Origin of the sequence: Sphingomonas faeni (assembly GCF_040407495.1) — a bacterium.
Lineage (GTDB): Bacteria > Pseudomonadota > Alphaproteobacteria > Sphingomonadales > Sphingomonadaceae > Sphingomonas > Sphingomonas faeni_D.
The window spans coordinates 256,911-274,701 of record NZ_JAPZPP010000001.1 but is presented as its reverse complement, the minus strand read 5'-3'; the positions used below and the strand labels follow the sequence as shown (position 1 = coordinate 274,701).

Below are 17,791 nucleotides of genomic sequence, written 5' to 3'. Positions count from 1 at the left end.
AGAAACTCGAACAATATGCGGTTGAATTGATCATAGAATATCGCGCGTTCGCCGGCAGAGCTCGCCGGACCGGCGGTCGCGTCTGTAGCCGTTCGATGCAAAGCAGGGCTTGACGAGCCGGCTGGCGTGCATAGGGTACCGCTAACAAGAGTGGAGAGGGAATATCGTGGAGATCGCATTCGCATCGGCGGTGGCGTTGCCGGCCGACTGGGACCAGGCCGTTTTGCTGGGCAGGATCGACAGCGGCGACGGACCAACCCCGGTGATCGTTCGCGGTGGTCGCGTCTACGATATGTCCCATGTCGCACCGACGGTCGCCGAGCTAGTTGCGTTGGGCGAATTCGACACGGCCTCCGGTACCGATCTGGGTCACCTCGACGACCTACAGCTGTCGCCCGAGCCAGACGCCAAGATCCGCCTGCTGAGCCCGATCGACCTGCAATGCGTCAAGGCATCGGGCGTGACCTTCGCCGTGTCCGCGCTGGAACGCGTGATCGAGGAATGCGCGCGCGGCGACGCGTCCGCCGCGGTCGCGGTCCGCGCCCGTCTCGAGGAGCGCGTCGGCGGCAGCATCCGTTCGGTCGTGCCAGGTTCGCCCGAAGCCGATGCGTTGAAAGCCGCGCTGATCGAAGACGGCATGTGGTCGCAGTATCTCGAAGTTGCGATCGGTCCCGATGCGGAGATCTTCACGAAGAGCCCGACGCTGTCGACGATCGGCTGGGGTGGCGAGGTCGGCATCCGATCCGACTCGACCTGGAACAACCCCGAGCCCGAAGTCGTGCTGATCGTCGACCGCACCGGCAAGACCGTCGGCGCGGCGCTCGGCAACGACGTCAACCTGCGTGATTTCGAGGGACGTTCGGCGCTCCTCCTCGGCAAGGCGAAGGACAATAACGCGTCCTGCTCGATCGGGCCTTTCATCCGCCTGTTCGACGACAGTTTCGGCATGGACGACGTACGCGCCGCGCAGATCGCGCTGACGATCGAGGGGGCCGACGGCTATCGCCTGGAGGGCAGCAGCTCGATGGACCAGATCAGCCGCGATCCCGAGGAACTCGTTCGCCAGGCAATGAGCGAGCATCAATATCCTGACGGCTTCGTGCTGTTCCTAGGCACGCTGTTCGCACCGACGCAGGACCGCGACGAGCCCGGCCGCGGCTTCACGCACGCGGTTGGCGACGTCGTCACGATCTCGAACCCGAAGCTCGGCGCGCTGGTCAATCCGGTGACGACGTCGAAGGATGCCGCACCGTGGAATTACGGGATCGGCGATCTCATGCGCAATCTGGCGGGTCGTGGCCTGCTCGCGCCCACCAAGAACCAGGGAGCGTAATGCCCGTGCTGCAGAAGACCCAAGCCGCCGACCAGACGGCGATATATCCGAGCCTCAAGGGCAAACGCGTGCTGATCACCGGGGGCGCGTCGGGGATCGGCGCTGGCTTGGTCGAGGCATTCGCACGCCAGGGCGCGCACGTCGCGTTCGTCGACATGGCCGAGGACGCCGCCACCGCGCTGATCGAGACACTGACGCCCGACGTCGCGACAGCCCCGATCTTCCTGCCGCTCGACCTGCGCGATATCGATGCGCTCAAGTCCACGGTCGCGACGATTGAGGACCGGCTTGGCGGGATCGATATCCTGATCAACAATGCCGCGAACGACGATCGCCACACGATCGAGGAGATCACGCCCGCCTACTGGGACGAGCGGATGGCGACCAATTTGCGCCATCTGTTCTTTGCGGGGCAGGCCGTGGTGCCGTCGATGAAGCGCGCTGGCGGCGGCGTGATCCTGAACTTCGGTTCGATCTCGTGGCATCTCGCGCTGCCCGAACTGCTGATCTACCAGACCGCCAAGGCCGGCATCGAGGGGATGACCCGCGCGATGGCCCGAGACCTTGGCGCTGACGGCATCCGCGTCAACACGATCGTCCCGGGCAACGTCGAGACGCCGCGCCAGCTGAAATGGTACACGCCCGAAGGCGAGGCCGAGATCATCGCGGCGCAGTGCCTCAAGACGCGTGTCCAGCCTGCCGATGTCGCGGCCTTGGTGCTGTTCCTTGCGTCGGACGATGCACGGATGTGCACCGGTCACGATTATTTCGTCGATGCGGGGTGGCGCTGACATGGTGACCGAGACGCAAGCCGAAAGCATCTGCCAGGTCGGCGCGACGCTCGGCGAAGGCCCGATCTGGGTGGAGCGCGACGCTGCGCTTTGGTTCGTCGATATCAAGGCGCCGTGCGTGTACCGCTTCGAGCCGACCAGCGGCACGCTTGATCGCTGGGACGCGCCGGACCAGACCGGCTGGGTGATCCCCGCCGATGATGGCGGCTTCCTGGCCGGCGTACGCGGTGCCCTGCACCGGTTCGATCCGACGACCGGCGCGTTCGCGCATCTCGCCGCCGTCCACGCCGAGACTCCGGGCAACCGCCTCAACGACGCCGCGCGTGATCCTTCGGGTCGCGTCTGGTTCGGGACGATGGATAACGCCGAATCCGAAGAGACCGGCCATGTCTATCACTGGCATCGCGGCGAACTGACCAAGACCGATATACCGCCGGTCGCGATTACCAACGGCCCGGCGATCTCGCCCGACGGCCGCACGCTCTACGCGGTCGACACGCTCGGCAAGACAATCAGTGCGTATCCGATCGACGCCGACGGCACGCTCGGCACGCCACGCGCATTCCTGACGGTCGGCCCCGACGATGGCCATCCCGATGGCGCGATCTGCGACTCCGAAGGCGGCGTCTGGGTCGGGTTCTTCGGCGGCTGGGCGGCACGCCGCTATGCTGCAGACGGTAGCCTGACCGATGTCGTCCGCTTCCCGGTCGCGAACATCACCAAGATCGCGCTCGGTGGTCCGGACGGTCGCACCGCCTATGCGACGACCGCGGCCAAGGGCCTCGACGACGCCGCGCGCGCCGCCCAACCGCTCGCCGGCAACCTGTTCACCTTCCGCGTCGCCGTACCCGGCGTACCCGTCGAGCCCGTTACCCTGTAAATTGCCAACGATGCCGTCAGAGCGTCGTACCGGAGAGGAAATATACATGACCATTGCGGCAGATTCCGGCCAACATGTGAACCGAGCGCTTATCGCGATGATCGTCATCGTCGCGACGATCGGCGGGTTCATGTTCGGCTATGATTCGGGCGTCATCAACGGCACGCAGGCCGGGCTCGAAAGCACGTTTGCGCTGTCGTCGCTCGGCACCGGCTTCACCGTCGGCGCGATCCTGATCGGCTCGTCGGTCGGTGCGTTCATGGCGGGCAGGCTTGCCGACAATCTCGGCCGCCGCAACGTGATGATGATCGCCGCGGTCCTCTTCATCGTCAGCGCTTTGGGTGCGGGCGCAGCGACTTCGGCGACGATGTTCGTGCTCGCGCGGATCATCGGCGGCCTCGGCATCGGTGCCGCCAGCGTGCTCGCGCCGGTCTATATCTCCGAAGTCGTGCCCGCGAACGTCCGCGGCCGGCTGTCGAGCGTGCAGCAGATCATGATCATCACCGGCCTGACCGGCGCATTCGTCGCCAACTGGTATCTCGCGCGGATCGCCGGCTCGTCGACCGCGCTGTTCTGGCTCGATTATCCGGCGTGGCGCTGGATGTTCTGGATGCAGGTCATCCCCGCCGCAATCTATCTCGTGACGCTGTTCCTGATCCCCGAAAGCCCGCGCTTCCTGGTCCTCAAGGGGCGCTACGACGAAGCCGAGACCGTCCTAACGCGCCTGTTCGGTGCCACCGAAGCCAAGCGAAAAGTCGCCGAGATCCGCGGTTCGCTGTCGGCCGACGCACATCGTCCCAAGCTATCGGACCTTATCGACAAGGCGAGCGGCAAGATCCGCCCGATCGTCTGGACCGGCATCGGCCTCGCGATCTTCCAGCAGTTCGTCGGCATCAACATCGTGTTCTATTACGGCTCGGTGCTGTGGCAGTCGGTCGGCTTCAGCGAGAGCGATGCGCTGCTCATCAACATCCTGTCGGGCTCGCTGTCGATCGTCGCGTGCTTGCTCACCGTCGCGCTGATCGACAAGGTCGGGCGCAAGCCGCTGCTGCTGATCGGCTCGGCGGGCATGACCGTCACGCTTGCGATCGTCGGCATCTGCTTTGCCAGCGGCGCGATCGTCGAGGGTTCGCTGCGGCTGTCCGACCAGAACGGCCTGATCGCGCTGATCGCGGCCAATGCGTATGTCGTGTTCTTCAACCTGAGCTGGGGCCCGATCATGTGGGTGATGCTCGGCGAGATGTTCCCGACCCAGATCCGCGGTTCGGGTCTGGCGGTCGCGGGCTTCGCGCAGTGGTTCGCCAACTTCGCGATCTCAGTCAGCTTCCCGACGATGGCGATTTCGCTCGGCCTGTCGCTCACCTATGGCTTCTATGCCTTGTCCGCGTTCGTCTCGTTCTTCTTCGTGTGGAAGATGGTCTCCGAGACGCGCGGTCGCGAACTCGAGGATATGGAGGGCTGATGCTGCATCTCGAAGCGGGCGACTGGAAGGTCGCGCTCCAGCCGGAGCTGGGCGGCACGATCGCCGCCCTCACTTTCCAGGGCCGCGACATCCTCCGTCCGACCCCGGCAGGCGCGACCAGTCCGCTCGAGACCGCGAGCTTTCCGCTGGTTCCATATGCGAACCGTATCGCGGATGGCCGGTTCACGGTCGACGGCGTCGACTACAACGTACCGCTCAACATGGCGGACCAGGTGCATCCGCTGCACGGCGTGGGATGGCTGCGCGGCTGGGCGGTCGACGCGGCCGATACAGCGTCTGCCGTGCTGGTCCATACGCATGAAAGCGACGCGCACTGGCCCTGGACCTACCGCGCCGAACAGCATTTCACGCTCGAGCCGAACGGCTTGCGCGTGTCGCTGTCGGTCGAGAATTTGGATGACCGGCCGATGCCCGCCGGGCTCGGGTTCCACCCCTATTTCCCGGCCGACACCGCCACGCGCCTGACGTTCGCCGCGCAATCGGTCTGGCTCTCGACCGCCGACCTGCTGCCAACCGAACCAGCCGCGGCGGATCATTTCGCGGATTGGTCGACGGGCGCGGCGGTGTCGCGCGATACGCTGATCGACAACGCGTATGCGGGCTGGACCGGGACCGCGACGATCGGAACGCGCGACGATGTCGTCGCGCTTGCGGGTGAAGGCACGCCGTATTTCCACCTGTTCATGCCGCCGGGCCGCGACTTCTACTGCGCCGAACCCGTCAGCGACATGACCAACGCCGTCAACCGATCGGGCGCGACGATGCTGGCGCAGGGCGAAACACGGACGATCGCGATGTCGCTGACGGTGGCGCAGGGCTGACACCCTGCGGCGAAGGCTGGTCCCGAGTTGGGCACGGTGCTAACCGTGGGCTGTGCGTCGTTACTGCGACCATTCCCATTGGGCCCCGGCCTTCGCCGGGGTGGTGCGTGTTGCACAAGCCGTGCAAGCGATACGAGGACTGATCAGGTCCATTACCGCGACTCCGCCCCGACGTCCGTCACTCCAGCGAAAGCCGGGGTATGCCGCGCGGCAGAAGACGCTCGCCAGACGGGGAGATCCCAGCGTTCGCTGGGATGACGGTTGGGGCATGAGATGATGCCAGAGGGCGCGCGTGATTGCGGTGGCGGGGTGATCTTAGGACCCCATCCTCCACTCCGTCATCTGACGAGGGTCAGGATTCAGCGTAACTAGGCGTAGCGCGCGTGGCTCTGGATCCTGGATCGGGTCCAGGATGACGGAGAGGACGCCGTTTACCGCGAGTCTTTCACGCGCGCGCCCTCCCCCAAACCTCAATGATTATGCCGCGGCGTCTTTGCCGAGATCCCGCGATACTTTACTGCGAAGTCGAGGACGCCGCCCTCGGCCAGCTGCCCGGTCTTCTCGCGGTACAGTTCCTCCCACGGCGTATTGCTTTCGGGTACCGGGGGGAGCCCCTCACCCCGTCGCCGTGCGATCTCGTCGTCGGACACCAGCGCATCGCAGGTGCCGGCAACCAGATCGATCCGCACCACGTCGCCGGTGCGGATCCACGACAGCCCGCCGCCGACCGCACTTTCGGGCGAGACGTTCAGGATCGACGGGCTGTCCGACGTCCCCGACTGCCGTCCGTCGCCCAATGTCGGCAGCGCCAGCACGCCGCGCTGGATCAGTGCGTCGGGGGGCTGCATGTTGACGACTTCCGCCGAGCCCGGCCAGCCGATCGGTCCCGCGCCGCGGATCACCAGGATACAGCCCTCGTCGATGTCGAGCGCGGGATCGTTGATCCGGTGGTGATAATCATCCGACCCCTCGAACACGATCGCTCGCGCCTCGAAACGATCTTCCGCACCCGGCGTGGAAAGATACCGCGCACGGAACGCCGGCGAGATCACCGACGTCTTCATGATCCCGAAGTCGAACAGGTTTCCCTTCAGCACCAGGAAGCCGGCGCGCTCCATCATCGGTGCGTCGAACGGCTTGATCATCTCGCGGTCGCGCGTCTCGCGCCCGGCGATGTTCTCGCCGATCGACCGCCCGGTGACGGTCAGGCAGGACGTGTCGAGTTTCCCTCCGGCGATCAGTTCGTGCAGCACCGCGGGCACGCCGCCCGCCCGGTGGAAACGCTCGCCGAGATACTTGCCCGCGGGCTGCATGTTGACCAGCAACGGCAGGTCATAGCCGTGATCCGACCAGTCCTCCGGGTACAGCGTCACGCCGGCGTGCTGCGCCATCGCCATGATGTGCGGCTGCGCGTTGCTCGACCCACCGATCGCGCTGACCACGCGGATCGCGTTGAGGAAGCTGTCGCGCGTGAGGATCTTTGACGGGCGCAGATCCTCATACGCCATCTCGACGATCCGCCGTCCGGTCTCGTACGCCATCTGCCCGCGCTCGCGGTAGGGCGCCGGGATCGCCGCGCATCCGGTCAGCGACAGGCCCAAGGCCTCCGCCACCGCATTCATCGTCGAGGCCGTGCCCATCGTGTTGCAATGACCGGCCGACGGCGCGCTGTCGGTAGCGCGGTTGAGGAACTCCTCCTCATCGATCTCGCCCGCCGCGAGCTTGCGCCGGCTGCGCCAGATCACCGTGCCCGACCCGACCAGTTCGCCGTCATGCCAGCCGTCGAGCATCGGCCCGCCCGACAGCACGATCGCCGGAATATCGACGGTCGACGCCGCCATGATGCCGCTCGGCGTGGTCTTGTCGCAGCCGGTGGTGAGCACGACCGCATCGATCGGATAGCCGTACAGCGTCTCCACGAGCCCCAGATACGCCAGGTTGCGATCGAGCGCCGCGGTCGGCCGCCGGCAATTCTCGAAGATCGGATGGACCGGGAACTCCATCGCGATGCCTCCTGCGTCGCGGATGCCGTCGCGCGTGCGCTTGGCGAGTTCGAGATGGATACGGTTGCACGGCGAAAGGTCGCTGCCCGACTGCGCGATACCGATGATCGGCCGTCCCGAGCGCAATTCCGCCGGGGTCAGCCCGTAGTTCATGAAGCGTTCGAGATAGAGCGCAGTCATGTCCGAGCGAGCGGGATCGGCGAACCAGTCGCGCGATCGGAACGGCTTCACCGGTACACGGTCCACTGCAAACTCTCCTGAACGCGACATATTATCGGGTGGGAGCGCTACCTTGCGAGGCGGGTCTCGGTCAAGCGCGGACCCGCGCCGGGGGGCGCCGCCGTGGCGCCGCATCCGACTGTCGTCGTACCAGCGTATAGTCGAGCACGACGTGCCGGTTGGCATCCTCGCCGCCGCCGCGCCGATGCACGATCGCTGCCACGAGCAGTTCGACCGCCGCGCGCGACATATCGGCGATCGGCTGGTGAATGGTCGTCAGCTCGGGCCAGATCGTCGTCGCAAGCGCGCTGTCGTCGAACCCGCACACCGTCAGGTCGCCTGGCACGTCGAGCCCGCGGCGATGCGCGACCGCGACGCTCGCCGCCGCCATGTCGTCGTTGCTCGCGAAGATCGCCGAGGGTGGATCCTTCGCATCGAGCAACTGCTCGGCGGCGTCCAGCCCGGACCGATAGGTGAACAGCCCGCTGACGATCAGCGATGGATCCTCTGGCACCCCCGCATCCGCGATCGCCGCGAGATAGCCCTCGTAGCGCTGCTGGCTGGCAGTCTGGTTCGGGTTGCCGATGATGAAGCCCACGCGCGCATGGCCGAGCCCGATCAGGTGCCGGGTCATCGCCCGCGCCGCCTCGAAATCGTCGATCGTCACGGCTGCGGTATCCGCCGGCGGCGATCCGGTCGCGACGACGACCGTTGGCACGCCCGCGGCATTCAGCACGTCGAGTACGCCGCGCGAGTCGCACAAAGGCGGCGGCAGGATCACGCCGTCGACGCCGCTGCGGATCATGTGTTCGGCTACCTCTATCTCGTGATCGCCGATGTCGCATTTCTCGACGACCAGCTGAACGTCGCTGCGGCTCGCCTGTTCGAGGCTGCCCACCAGGAACTCGCTGAGATAGGCGGAACTCGGATTGCTGTAGAGCAGTCCGATCCGCATCTGGCCGCCGCCCGCCAGGCTGCGCGCGGCACGGTTCGGTGCATAATGTAGCGTTGCGATCGCCGCGTTGACGGTCTCGCGGGTCGCATCGCGGACCTTGGCCTCGCCGTTGATGACTCGCGATACGGTCATCGGCGATACGCCGGCGAGCGTCGCCACATCGGATATCGTCGGTGCGCCGCTCCGGCGTCCGGTTGCGGTGCGCGGCTTGCGCGGATTTGTCGCCATTACCGGTGTCTAGCAGGAGAGCATGAAAGAATCAGCCTGCAATCGATATCGGAAACCACGGCGCGAACCCAGCAACCCGGCGCTTGCGTGTTATCGCTCCCACCCTTATTTCCTGGATGGCATCTTTGGCAGCGGCGCGATCAGCGTGACCTGCCCGAACGACCTTGGAGAGTAACATGGACGGCACCTTCCCGATCGGCGCGCGCGCCGTTGACAGCGACGTCACCTTCCTCGCGATCGACCCGTCGACCGACGCGAAGATCGAACCCGCCTTCGCGGTATCGAGCGAAGCCGACGTCGCCGAGGCCTGCAAGCTCGCCGAAGCGGCGTTCGACACTTTCCGCGAGATCGACCCCGAGACCCGCGCGGCATTCCTGGAGACGATCGCCGACGAGATCGAGGCGATCCACGAGCCTCTCGTCGCCCGCGCGATCCAGGAGAGCGGCCTGCCCCGGCCGCGTCTCGAAGGTGAACGTGGTCGTACCACCGGCCAGCTCCGTCTGTTCGCCAAGCATCTTCGCGCCGGCACCTGGGCCTCGGTCGTGATCGACGAGGCGCAGCCCGACCGCAAGCCGATGCCACGCCCCGACCTGCGCCAGCGTCGCATCGCGGTCGGCCCGGTCGCGGTTTTCGGCGCGTCGAACTTCCCGCTCGCCTTCTCGGTTGCAGGTGGCGACACCGCCTCGGCGCTGGCAGCCGGCTGCCCGGTCGTGGTCAAGGGTCACCCCGCGCATCCCGGCACGTCGGTGATGGTCGGCAAGGCGATCCAGGCCGCGGTCGCCAAGTGCGGTTTGCCCGAAGGCGTGTTCTCGCTGGTCCAGGGTCCGGCGAACGAACTCGGCGCAGCGCTGGTCAAGGACGCGCGGATCAAGGCGGTCGGCTTCACCGGGTCCCGTGGCGGTGGCCTCGCGCTGGTGGCGCTCGCCGCGGCGCGTCCCGAGCCGATCCCCGTCTATGCCGAGATGAGCAGCATCAACCCGGTCATTCTGTTCCCCGCCGCGCTCGCGGCGCGCGGGGAAGCGCTCGGCAAGGCCTATGTCGGTTCGCTGACGATGGGTTCGGGCCAGTTCTGCACCAACCCCGGCATCGTCGTCGCGGTCGATGGCCCCGACCTCGACACCTTCGTCGACGCCGCCGCCGCTGCGCTGGGCGAAGCTGCGCCTCAGGTCATGCTCACCCCCGGCATCCACGCCAGCTACGACAAGGGCGTCGCCGCGCTTGCCGGTCACGATGCGGTCGAGACGCTCGCGCGCGGCACCGAGGCCGAGGGTGCGAACCGCGGTCGCGCGGCGCTGTTCTCGACCACTGGCAAGGCGTTCGTCGCCGATCCGGCGTTGTCGCACGAAGTGTTCGGGGCAGCGTCGATCATCGTCCGCTGCACCGATCTCGCCGAGGTCCACAGCGTGCTCGAAAAGATCGAGGGCCAGCTGACGATCACGTTGCAGATCGACGAGGGTGACTATGCCGACGCCGCAGCACTGCTGCCGGTGCTGGAGCGCAAGGCGGGCCGGATTCTCGCGAACGGCTGGCCGACGGGTGTCGAGGTCGCGCCGGCGATGGTCCACGGCGGGCCGTTCCCGGCAACGTCGGATCCGCGCACGACCTCGGTCGGCACCGCGGCGATCGAGCGCTTCCTGCGTCCGGTCTGCTATCAGGATTTGCCGGACATGCTGCTGCCGAAGGCAGTCAAGCACGACAATCCATTGGGCCTGCCGCGGACCGAGGGCTGATCGCCTCGATAGTACGAGGAAGGTGGCGCCGTCGCAGGGCGACCCCCTCTTCCTTGTTCTCCCGAGAAGGCGGGAGCCCAGTCTGGGTCCCCGCCTTCGCGGGGAAACATGCTTAGGTTCGAACGCTTTTTACTGACCACCATCCCGGCTTACCGGCCACCACCCCGGCGAAGCCCGGAGCCAGTTGGAGAGGTGGCAATAGCGAAGGGCAACGCTCCGTTAGCAACGTCCCCCAACTGGGCCCCGGCCTTCGCCGGGGTGGTGCTAGTAGGCTATGACGAGATGGAGGGGAAATCCGCCCCCCCAATCATTGACAGGCGCGCGCGCGATACCCACTAGTCCCGCATGACAACGCCTGACTCGTCGCGCACCATTTCCCTGCCCGCAGACCTCGGCAGCTACATCGACGAATTGACCGACGGAGGGCACGGCGACGCTGCCGTCATTGTCCGCACCGCGCTCCAACAGATGCGCGACCGCGACCCCCTGCAAAAGCCCGCCGAGATCGTGATCGGTGGCGGTGAATGCGGGATGCTCGTCCGCCAGCGCGACTGGAGCGCGACGTCGCTCGGCCCGATCGATTCGTGGCCCGCGGAACTCCGCGTCACGCTCGCCAACATCCTCAACTCGCCCGTCGCCAAGGTCGTGATGTGGGGCCCCGAGCACATCATGCTCTACAACGACAGTTATCGCGCCGTCGCCGGCGACCGCCACCCCGCCGCGCTCGGTAGCCCGGTCGCGATCGCCTTCCCTGAAGTGTGGGACTGGAACCGCGCCGTCCTCGAAGCAGGCCTCCGCGGCGAGACCGTCGCCTACCGTGACCAGCCGATCCTGTTCCAGCGCCCCGACGGTCCCGAGACGCTGACGCTCGACCTGTTCTATACGCCCGTCTACTGCGCCGGCGGGACGGTCGGCGGCGTGCTCTGCACGATGGTCGACAATAGCGGCCGGGTCGAAGCCGAGCACCGCCTCGCCGCCAGCGAAGCCGAACTCCGCCGCGTCACCGACGCCGTGCCGATGCTGATCTCGTACATCGACCGCGACCATGTCTACCGCCTCGCCAACGCGCAGTACGACGAATGGCTCGGCGTCGCGCCCGAAGCGATGATCGGCAAGTCCGTCCGCGAGGTTCTCGGCGACGCGGTCTATCAGGATCGCCGCCCTTCGTTCGACCGAGCGCTCGCCGGTGAGAGCTTCGTTGCGCAGACCGTCTTCCCGCACCGCGACGGGCGCCACCGCCGTTCCGAATTCCGCTATGTGCCGCACATTGCCGCGGATGGCTCTATCCCTGGCATCTATGTCCTCGGCATCGACGTCGAGGAGCGTGCCGAACGCGAGGCGGCGGTCGGCATCAGCAACGGCCGCTTCCGCACCGCGATGGACGCGGTCCACGGCGTGCTCTGGACGAACAGTCCGGACGGGCGGATGATCGGCGAACAGCCCGGCTGGGCCACTCTCACCGGCCAGTCGATCGACGCCTACCAGAATTTCGGCTGGGCTGATGCGATCCATCCCGACGACGTCGCATCGACGATCAAGGCCTGGACCGCCGCTGTGCTGAGCAAGTCGATGTTCGTGTTCGAACACCGCGTCCGCCGCCACTGCGGCACATGGCGCACGTTCGCGGTCCGCGGGCTGCCGATCTTTGATGATGCCGGCGAGGTCCGCGAATGGGTCGGCGTTCATACCGACATCACGCACCAGCGCGCCGCCGAAGCCGCGTTGCGCGAACAGGCCGAGGCGCTCGCGCGGCAAGTCCGTCACCGCGAACGTGCCGAGGACCAGCTCCGCCAGCTCAACGAGACGCTCGAAGCGCGCGTCATTCGCGAGATCGACGAGCGTCGCCAAGCCGAGGCCAAGCTTGCCCAGTCGCAGAAGATGGAAACCGTCGGCAAGCTCACCGGCGGCGTCGCGCATGATTTCAACAATCTGCTCCAGGTCGTCTCGGGCAACCTCCAGCTGCTCGGCAAGAACCTTGCCGGCAACGCGCGTGCCGAACGCTGGGTCGAGAATGCGATGGCCGGCGTGTCGCGCGGATCCAAGCTCGCCGCGCAACTGCTCGCCTTCGGCCGCCGCCAGGCGCTCGAGCCCAAGGTCGTCAACGTCACGCGGTTCGTGCGCGGGATGGACGATATGCTGCGTCGCGCGATCGGCGAAGGCATCGAGATCGAGACGGTGGTCGGCGGTGGCCTGTGGAACACCTTCATCGACCCCGCGCAGATCGAGAACGCACTGCTCAACCTGGCGATCAACGCGCGCGACGCGATGGAAGGCCAGGGCAAGCTCACCATCGAGCTTGGCAACGCGCATCTCGACGACGCCTACGCACAGGGCCATGACGAGGTCGACGCCGGGCAATATGTGATGCTCGCCGTGTCCGACACGGGCAGCGGCATGAGCCCCGAAATCATCGAGAAGGTGTTCGAACCGTTCTTCTCGACCAAGAGCGAGGGCAAGGGCTCGGGTCTGGGCCTGTCGATGGTCTACGGCTTCGTCAAACAGTCCGGCGGCCATGTGAAGATCTATTCCGAGGTTGGCGAAGGGACCACGATCAAGCTCTATCTGCCACGCGCGATGGAGAGCGAGGACGTCGAGGTCGTCGCCGATGCCAGCCCGATCTCCGGCGGCACCGAGACCGTGCTGGTGGTCGAGGACGATGACGAGGTCCGCGGCACCGTCGTCGAGTTGCTGACCGATCTCGGCTACAGCGTCTTGAAGGCGGTCGACGCGGCTAGCGCACTGAACGTGGTCGAGAGCGGCGTGCCGATCGATATCCTGTTCACCGATGTCGTGATGCCCGGCACACTGAAAAGCCCCGAACTCGCGCGGAAGGCGAAGGAACGCCTGCCCGATCTCGCGGTGCTGTTCACCTCCGGCTATACCGAGAACTCGATCGTCCACGGGGGCAAGCTCGATGCCGGTCTCGACCTGCTGTCGAAGCCGTACACGCGTGAAGCCTTGGCGCGGAAATTCCGTCAGGTGCTGGCCAACCGCCAGCGCTCGGGCAACCCCGCCGCAAAAGTCGCGCGCGATGCCCGGATCGACGCTGACCGCCGCCTCGACTCCTCCGCCCGCCGCACCGTGCTGCTGGTCGAGGATGACGCGCTGATCCGCGCCAACACCGCAGAGATGTTGCAGGGCAGCGGCTTCGTCGTGGTCGACGCGGCGAGCGCGGAGGACGCGATGACCGCACTCCAGACCGTGCCGATCGATGCCCTGGTCACCGACGTGAACCTGCCTGGTGTCTCCGGACCGGACTTCGCGCGGACTGCGCGCGCGGTGCGGCCGGGCGTCGGTATTGTCTTTGCGACCGGCGATACCGCATCGGTTGCGGACCAGACCGATGCGATAATGCTGGAGAAGCCGTACGGTCTCGACGCGCTCGCGGCCGCGGTATTGGCGTCGCTCGGCGAAACGGCGTTGGCGGATCCGCTTACGGCACCCACTTCAGCCGACCGGGTTACCGAAACGGACTGACACCCCATTCGTCACCCCGGACCTAGTCCGGGGTCCACCGTTCCGCGTACTTATCATCGGCAAGCGCGCGGAACGGTGGATGCCGGAACGAGCCCGACGTGACGCAAGCCGGTGTAATGTTCTTCACAACCAGACACTCGCTTTGCTCGTGCAACCGACACCAACACCCGCTGCACAAGCGCATTCCCGCCCGAAACCCTGTCAACAACTCTACACGACGATCAACGCAGCAGCGAAGGATCGCCCGTGACTTATCAGACGCACATCGCCCAGATCTCCAATCTGATCGCCGACCAGAATGGCACATGGGACGCGATCTCGCCCGAATCGGTCGCACGGATGCGGCTCCAGAACCGTTTCGCCACCGGGCTCGACATCGCGCGCTACACCGCCGCGATCATGCGCAAGGACATGGCCGCCTATGACGCGGACCCGGCGCACTACACGCAGTCGCTCGGCTGCTGGCACGGGTTCATCGCGCAGCAGAAGATGATCAGCATCAAGAAGCATTTCGGCACCACCGACCGCCGCTATCTGTATTTGTCCGGCTGGATGGTCGCGGCGATGCGGAGCGAGTTCGGCCCGCTGCCCGACCAGTCGATGCACGAGAAGACCAGCGTGCCCGCGCTGATCGAGGAACTCTACACCTTCCTCCGCCAGGCCGACGCGCGCGAACTCGGCATGATGTTCCGCGACGTCGATGCCGCTCGCGCCGCCGGCAACGCGATCGAGGAACAGCGCCTGCTCAACGCGATCGAGAACCACCAGACGCACGTCGTGCCGATCATCGCCGACATCGACGCGGGCTTCGGCAATGCGGAAGCGACCTATCTGCTCGCGCGGAAGATGATCGAGGCAGGCGCCTGCGCGCTCCAGATCGAGAACCAGGTCAGCGACGAGAAGCAGTGCGGCCATCAGGACGGCAAGGTCACCGTGCCGCATGAGGACTTCCTCGCGAAGGTCCGTGCGTGCCGCTACGCGTTCCTCGAACTCGGCGTCGAGGACGGCATCATCGTCACGCGCACCGACTCGCTCGGCGCCGGCCTCACCAAGCAGATCGCGGTCAGCAAGGAAGCAGGCGACCTCGGCGACCAGTACAATTCGTACCTCGACTGCGAGGAAATCGATCCCACGACCGCGCAGAACGGCGACGTCATCCTCAACCGCGACGGCAAGCTGCTCCGCCCCAAGCGCCTGCCCTCCAACCTGTTCCAGTTCCGTGCCGGCACGGGCGAGGACCGTTGCGTGATGGACTGCATCGCCAGCTTGCAGAACGGCGCGGACCTGCTCTGGATCGAGACCGAGAAGCCGCATATCGAACAGATCGCCGGCATGGTCGACCGCATCCGCGAGGTCGTGCCCAACGCGAAGCTCGTCTACAACAACTCGCCGAGCTTCAACTGGACGCTGAATTTCCGCCAGCAGGTGTACGACGCCTGGTCCGCTGCCGGTGAAGACGTCTCCGCCTACGACCGTGCACGCCTGATGAGCGTTGATTATGATGGCACGGCGCTTGCCGACGAAGCCGACGAACGCATCCGCACCTTCCAGGCGGACTCGGCCAAGCGTGCGGGCATCTTCCACCATTTGATCACGCTGCCGACGTATCATACGGCCGCGCTGTCGACCGACAACCTCGCCAAGGAGTATTTCGGCGACGCGGGGATGCTCGGCTACGTGAAAGGCGTCCAGCGCAAGGAGATCCGCGAGGGCATCGCCTGCGTGAAGCACCAGAACATGTCCGGCTCGGACCTCGGCGACGACCACAAGGAGTATTTTGCGGGCGAGGCTGCGTTGAAGGCGGGAGGCGCGCATAATACGATGAACCAGTTCGCGGCGTGATGCCCAAGCCGGAGCGAAAGCTCCGGCGCGGACCCGGCATCACGCCCGGCCGGCGGGGGCACCAGCCCCGTCCGACGACGCGGCTTAGCCGCGGCGCGCCTCGGGATTTAAGATCGCAGAGTCCCCTGCCACCCGGATCGGTTCGGCATTGATGCCTTGCAAACATGTATCCGTCATTCCCGCGAAGGCGGGAACCCATACTGGCAAACCTTACGACGATATCGCCGGCGATTGAGCATATGGGTCCCCGCCTTCGCGGGGATGACGATGCACAATGAGGGGCCAAGCGTGACCCAAAAAGCGTCTGGCACCCCGCCACATCCGCCGCTACGCACGCCCCCATGGACACCGATATCGCCATCGCCCGCAGCGTCGCGCTGCGCCCCATCGCCACGATTGCGGACGGCCTCGGCATCCCCGACGCAGCGATCGAGCCCTATGGTCGCTACAAGGCAAAGATCGCGCTCGACTGGCTCGAAACGCGCAAATCGGGCGCAAAAGGCCGGTTGATCCTCGTCACAGCGATCAACCCGACCCCGGCGGGCGAAGGCAAGACCACCACCTCGATCGGCCTCGCCGACGCGCTGCGCCACACCGGGCGCAACGCCGTGCTCGCACTCCGCGAACCCTCGCTCGGGCCGTGCTTCGGCACCAAGGGCGGCGCCACCGGGGGCGGCCGCGCGCAGGTCGCGCCGATGGAGGACATCAACCTCCACTTCACCGGCGATTTCCACGCCATCACCGCCGCGCACAATCTGCTCGCGGCGATGATCGACAACCATATCCACTGGGGCAACGCGCTCCAGATCGACGTCCGCCGCGTGGTATGGCGCCGCGTGCTCGACATGAACGATCGTGCGTTGCGCGACATCGTCCAGTCGATCGGCGGCGTCGCCAATGGCTACCCGCGTGAATCGGGCTTCGACATCACCGTTGCGTCCGAGGTGATGGCGATTCTGTGCCTCGCCAATGACCTCGCGGACATGGAGCGCCGGTTGGGCAATATCGTCGTCGCCTACACGCGCGACCGCCAGCCGATCACCGCGCGTGACCTGAAGGCGGACGGCGCGATGGCGGTGCTGCTGGCGGAGGCGATCAAGCCCAACCTCGTCCAGTCGCTCGAAGGCACGCCCGCGTTCCTCCACGGCGGCCCGTTCGCCAACATCGCGCATGGTTGCAACTCGGTGATCGCGACGCGGGCGGCGCTGTCGCTCGGCGATTACGTCGTCACCGAAGCCGGCTTTGGCGCCGACCTAGGCGCGGAAAAGTTCTTCGACATCAAGTGCCGCCAGGCGGGCCTCGCCCCCGACGCGGTCGTGATCGTCGCGACCGCGCGCGCGCTGAAGATGAACGGCGGCGTCGCCAAGGCCGATCTTGCGCACGAGAATGTCGAGGCGGTCCGCAAGGGCGCGGTCAACCTCGTCCGCCACATCGAGAACATCCGCCAGTTCGGCGTGCCCGCGATCGTCGCGATCAACCATTTCTATACCGACAGCGACGCCGAGATCGCTGCGATCGTCGAGGCGGCCGCCCAGCACGGTTCGCGCGCGATACTCTGCCGCCATTGGGCCGAGGGTGGCGCGGGTGCGGTCGAGTTGGCCGACGCGGTCGCCGATATCTGCGCGACACATGGCGGCGGGTTCGCGCCGATCTATGGCGACGAACTCTCGCTGTTCGACAAGATCGACACGGTTGCCCGGCGGATTTATCGCGCGGAGCACGCGGTCGCCGAGCCGAGCGTGCTGGCGCAACTCAAGCGCTGGGAAGATGCGGGCTACGGTCACCTGCCCGTCTGCCTTGCCAAGACGCAGTACAGCTTCTCGACCGACCCCGCGCTGCTCGGTGCGCCGACCGGGCATATCGTGCCGGTGCGCGAAGTCCGCCTCGCTGCGGGGGCCGGGTTCGTGGTGGCGATCTGCGGCGAGATCATGACGATGCCTGGCCTCCCCCGCGTACCGGCGGCGGAGGCGATCCGCCTTAATGAGGACGGCCTGATCGAAGGGTTGTTCTAGGACCCAATCCTCCCCCG

At 66.4% G+C, this 17,791-nt stretch carries 11 protein-coding genes; 9 read left to right on the top strand and 2 right to left on the bottom strand.

Going from position 1 to position 17,791, the window contains the following annotated elements; genetic code table 11:
* The first annotated feature begins 166 nt into the window (after window positions 1-166).
* From O6W96_RS01335 to O6W96_RS01315, 5 genes are read left to right on the top strand one after another with little or no spacing between them, the layout of a single operon-like run.
* Window positions 167-1,333 (top strand): fumarylacetoacetate hydrolase family protein, encoded by a 1,167-nt coding sequence (locus O6W96_RS01335; protein ID WP_353467894.1) that lies wholly within the window; start codon window positions 167-169, stop codon window positions 1,331-1,333.
* On the top strand, window positions 1,333-2,124 hold the full coding sequence (locus tag O6W96_RS01330; protein WP_353467893.1) for an SDR family NAD(P)-dependent oxidoreductase: 792 nt from the start codon (window positions 1,333-1,335) through the stop codon (window positions 2,122-2,124). The genes O6W96_RS01335 and O6W96_RS01330 overlap by 1 nt, the downstream gene beginning before the upstream one ends.
* A complete protein-coding gene (locus O6W96_RS01325) occupies window positions 2,108-3,004 on the top strand; it encodes an SMP-30/gluconolactonase/LRE family protein (protein ID WP_353467892.1) in 897 nt (298 codons plus the stop codon). The genes O6W96_RS01330 and O6W96_RS01325 overlap by 17 nt, the downstream gene beginning before the upstream one ends.
* 46 nt (window positions 3,005-3,050) lie before the next feature.
* Window positions 3,051-4,466, top strand: coding sequence for a sugar porter family MFS transporter (locus O6W96_RS01320; RefSeq protein ID WP_435372162.1), 1,416 nt, complete (start codon window positions 3,051-3,053; stop codon window positions 4,464-4,466).
* A complete protein-coding gene (locus tag O6W96_RS01315) occupies window positions 4,466-5,308 on the top strand; it encodes an aldose 1-epimerase (protein ID WP_353467891.1) in 843 nt (280 codons plus the stop codon). The genes O6W96_RS01320 and O6W96_RS01315 overlap by 1 nt, the downstream gene beginning before the upstream one ends.
* 470 nt (window positions 5,309-5,778) lie before the next feature.
* On the opposite strand, the gene O6W96_RS01310 is transcribed toward O6W96_RS01315, so the two are convergent.
* Together O6W96_RS01310 and O6W96_RS01305 are read right to left on the bottom strand one after the other, a co-directional pair.
* Window positions 5,779-7,581 carry an IlvD/Edd family dehydratase gene (locus O6W96_RS01310; protein ID WP_353467890.1) on the bottom strand — a complete coding sequence of 601 codons (1,803 nt, stop codon included), beginning with the start codon at window positions 7,579-7,581 and terminating at the stop codon, window positions 5,779-5,781.
* A 40-nt stretch (window positions 7,582-7,621) separates the two neighbouring features.
* Window positions 7,622-8,713 (bottom strand): LacI family DNA-binding transcriptional regulator, encoded by a 1,092-nt coding sequence (locus tag O6W96_RS01305; protein WP_353467889.1) that lies wholly within the window; start codon window positions 8,711-8,713, stop codon window positions 7,622-7,624.
* Between the two features lie 176 nt (window positions 8,714-8,889).
* Between O6W96_RS01305 and O6W96_RS01300 the strand changes: the two genes are divergently transcribed.
* From O6W96_RS01300 to O6W96_RS01285, 4 genes are all read left to right on the top strand, one after another.
* Window positions 8,890-10,443, top strand: coding sequence for an aldehyde dehydrogenase (NADP(+)) (locus O6W96_RS01300; RefSeq protein ID WP_353467888.1), 1,554 nt, complete (start codon window positions 8,890-8,892; stop codon window positions 10,441-10,443).
* 345 nt (window positions 10,444-10,788) lie between these two features.
* On the top strand, window positions 10,789-13,920 hold the full coding sequence (locus tag O6W96_RS01295) for a PAS domain-containing protein (RefSeq protein ID WP_353467887.1): 3,132 nt from the start codon (window positions 10,789-10,791) through the stop codon (window positions 13,918-13,920).
* A 246-nt stretch (window positions 13,921-14,166) separates the two neighbouring features.
* Window positions 14,167-15,762 carry an isocitrate lyase gene (locus O6W96_RS01290; protein WP_353467886.1) on the top strand — a complete coding sequence of 532 codons (1,596 nt, stop codon included), beginning with the start codon at window positions 14,167-14,169 and terminating at the stop codon, window positions 15,760-15,762.
* A 341-nt stretch (window positions 15,763-16,103) separates the two neighbouring features.
* Window positions 16,104-17,774, top strand: coding sequence for a formate--tetrahydrofolate ligase (locus O6W96_RS01285; RefSeq protein ID WP_353467885.1), 1,671 nt, complete (start codon window positions 16,104-16,106; stop codon window positions 17,772-17,774).
* Window positions 17,775-17,791 lie beyond the last annotated feature (17 nt).

Coding starts and splice junctions, on each gene's coding strand:
- O6W96_RS01330 (WP_353467893.1), top strand. CDS start 1,333: ATGCCCGTGCTGCAGAAGACCCAAGCCGCCGACCAGACGGCGATATAT.
- O6W96_RS01325 (WP_353467892.1), top strand. CDS start 2,108: ATGCGGGGTGGCGCTGACATGGTGACCGAGACGCAAGCCGAAAGCATC.
- O6W96_RS01320 (WP_435372162.1), top strand. CDS start 3,051: ATGACCATTGCGGCAGATTCCGGCCAACATGTGAACCGAGCGCTTATC.
- O6W96_RS01315 (WP_353467891.1), top strand. CDS start 4,466: ATGCTGCATCTCGAAGCGGGCGACTGGAAGGTCGCGCTCCAGCCGGAG.
- O6W96_RS01310 (WP_353467890.1), bottom strand. CDS start 7,581: ATGTCGCGTTCAGGAGAGTTTGCAGTGGACCGTGTACCGGTGAAGCCG.
- O6W96_RS01305 (WP_353467889.1), bottom strand. CDS start 8,713: ATGGCGACAAATCCGCGCAAGCCGCGCACCGCAACCGGACGCCGGAGC.
- O6W96_RS01300 (WP_353467888.1), top strand. CDS start 8,890: ATGGACGGCACCTTCCCGATCGGCGCGCGCGCCGTTGACAGCGACGTC.
- O6W96_RS01295 (WP_353467887.1), top strand. CDS start 10,789: ATGACAACGCCTGACTCGTCGCGCACCATTTCCCTGCCCGCAGACCTC.
- O6W96_RS01285 (WP_353467885.1), top strand. CDS start 16,104: ATGGACACCGATATCGCCATCGCCCGCAGCGTCGCGCTGCGCCCCATC.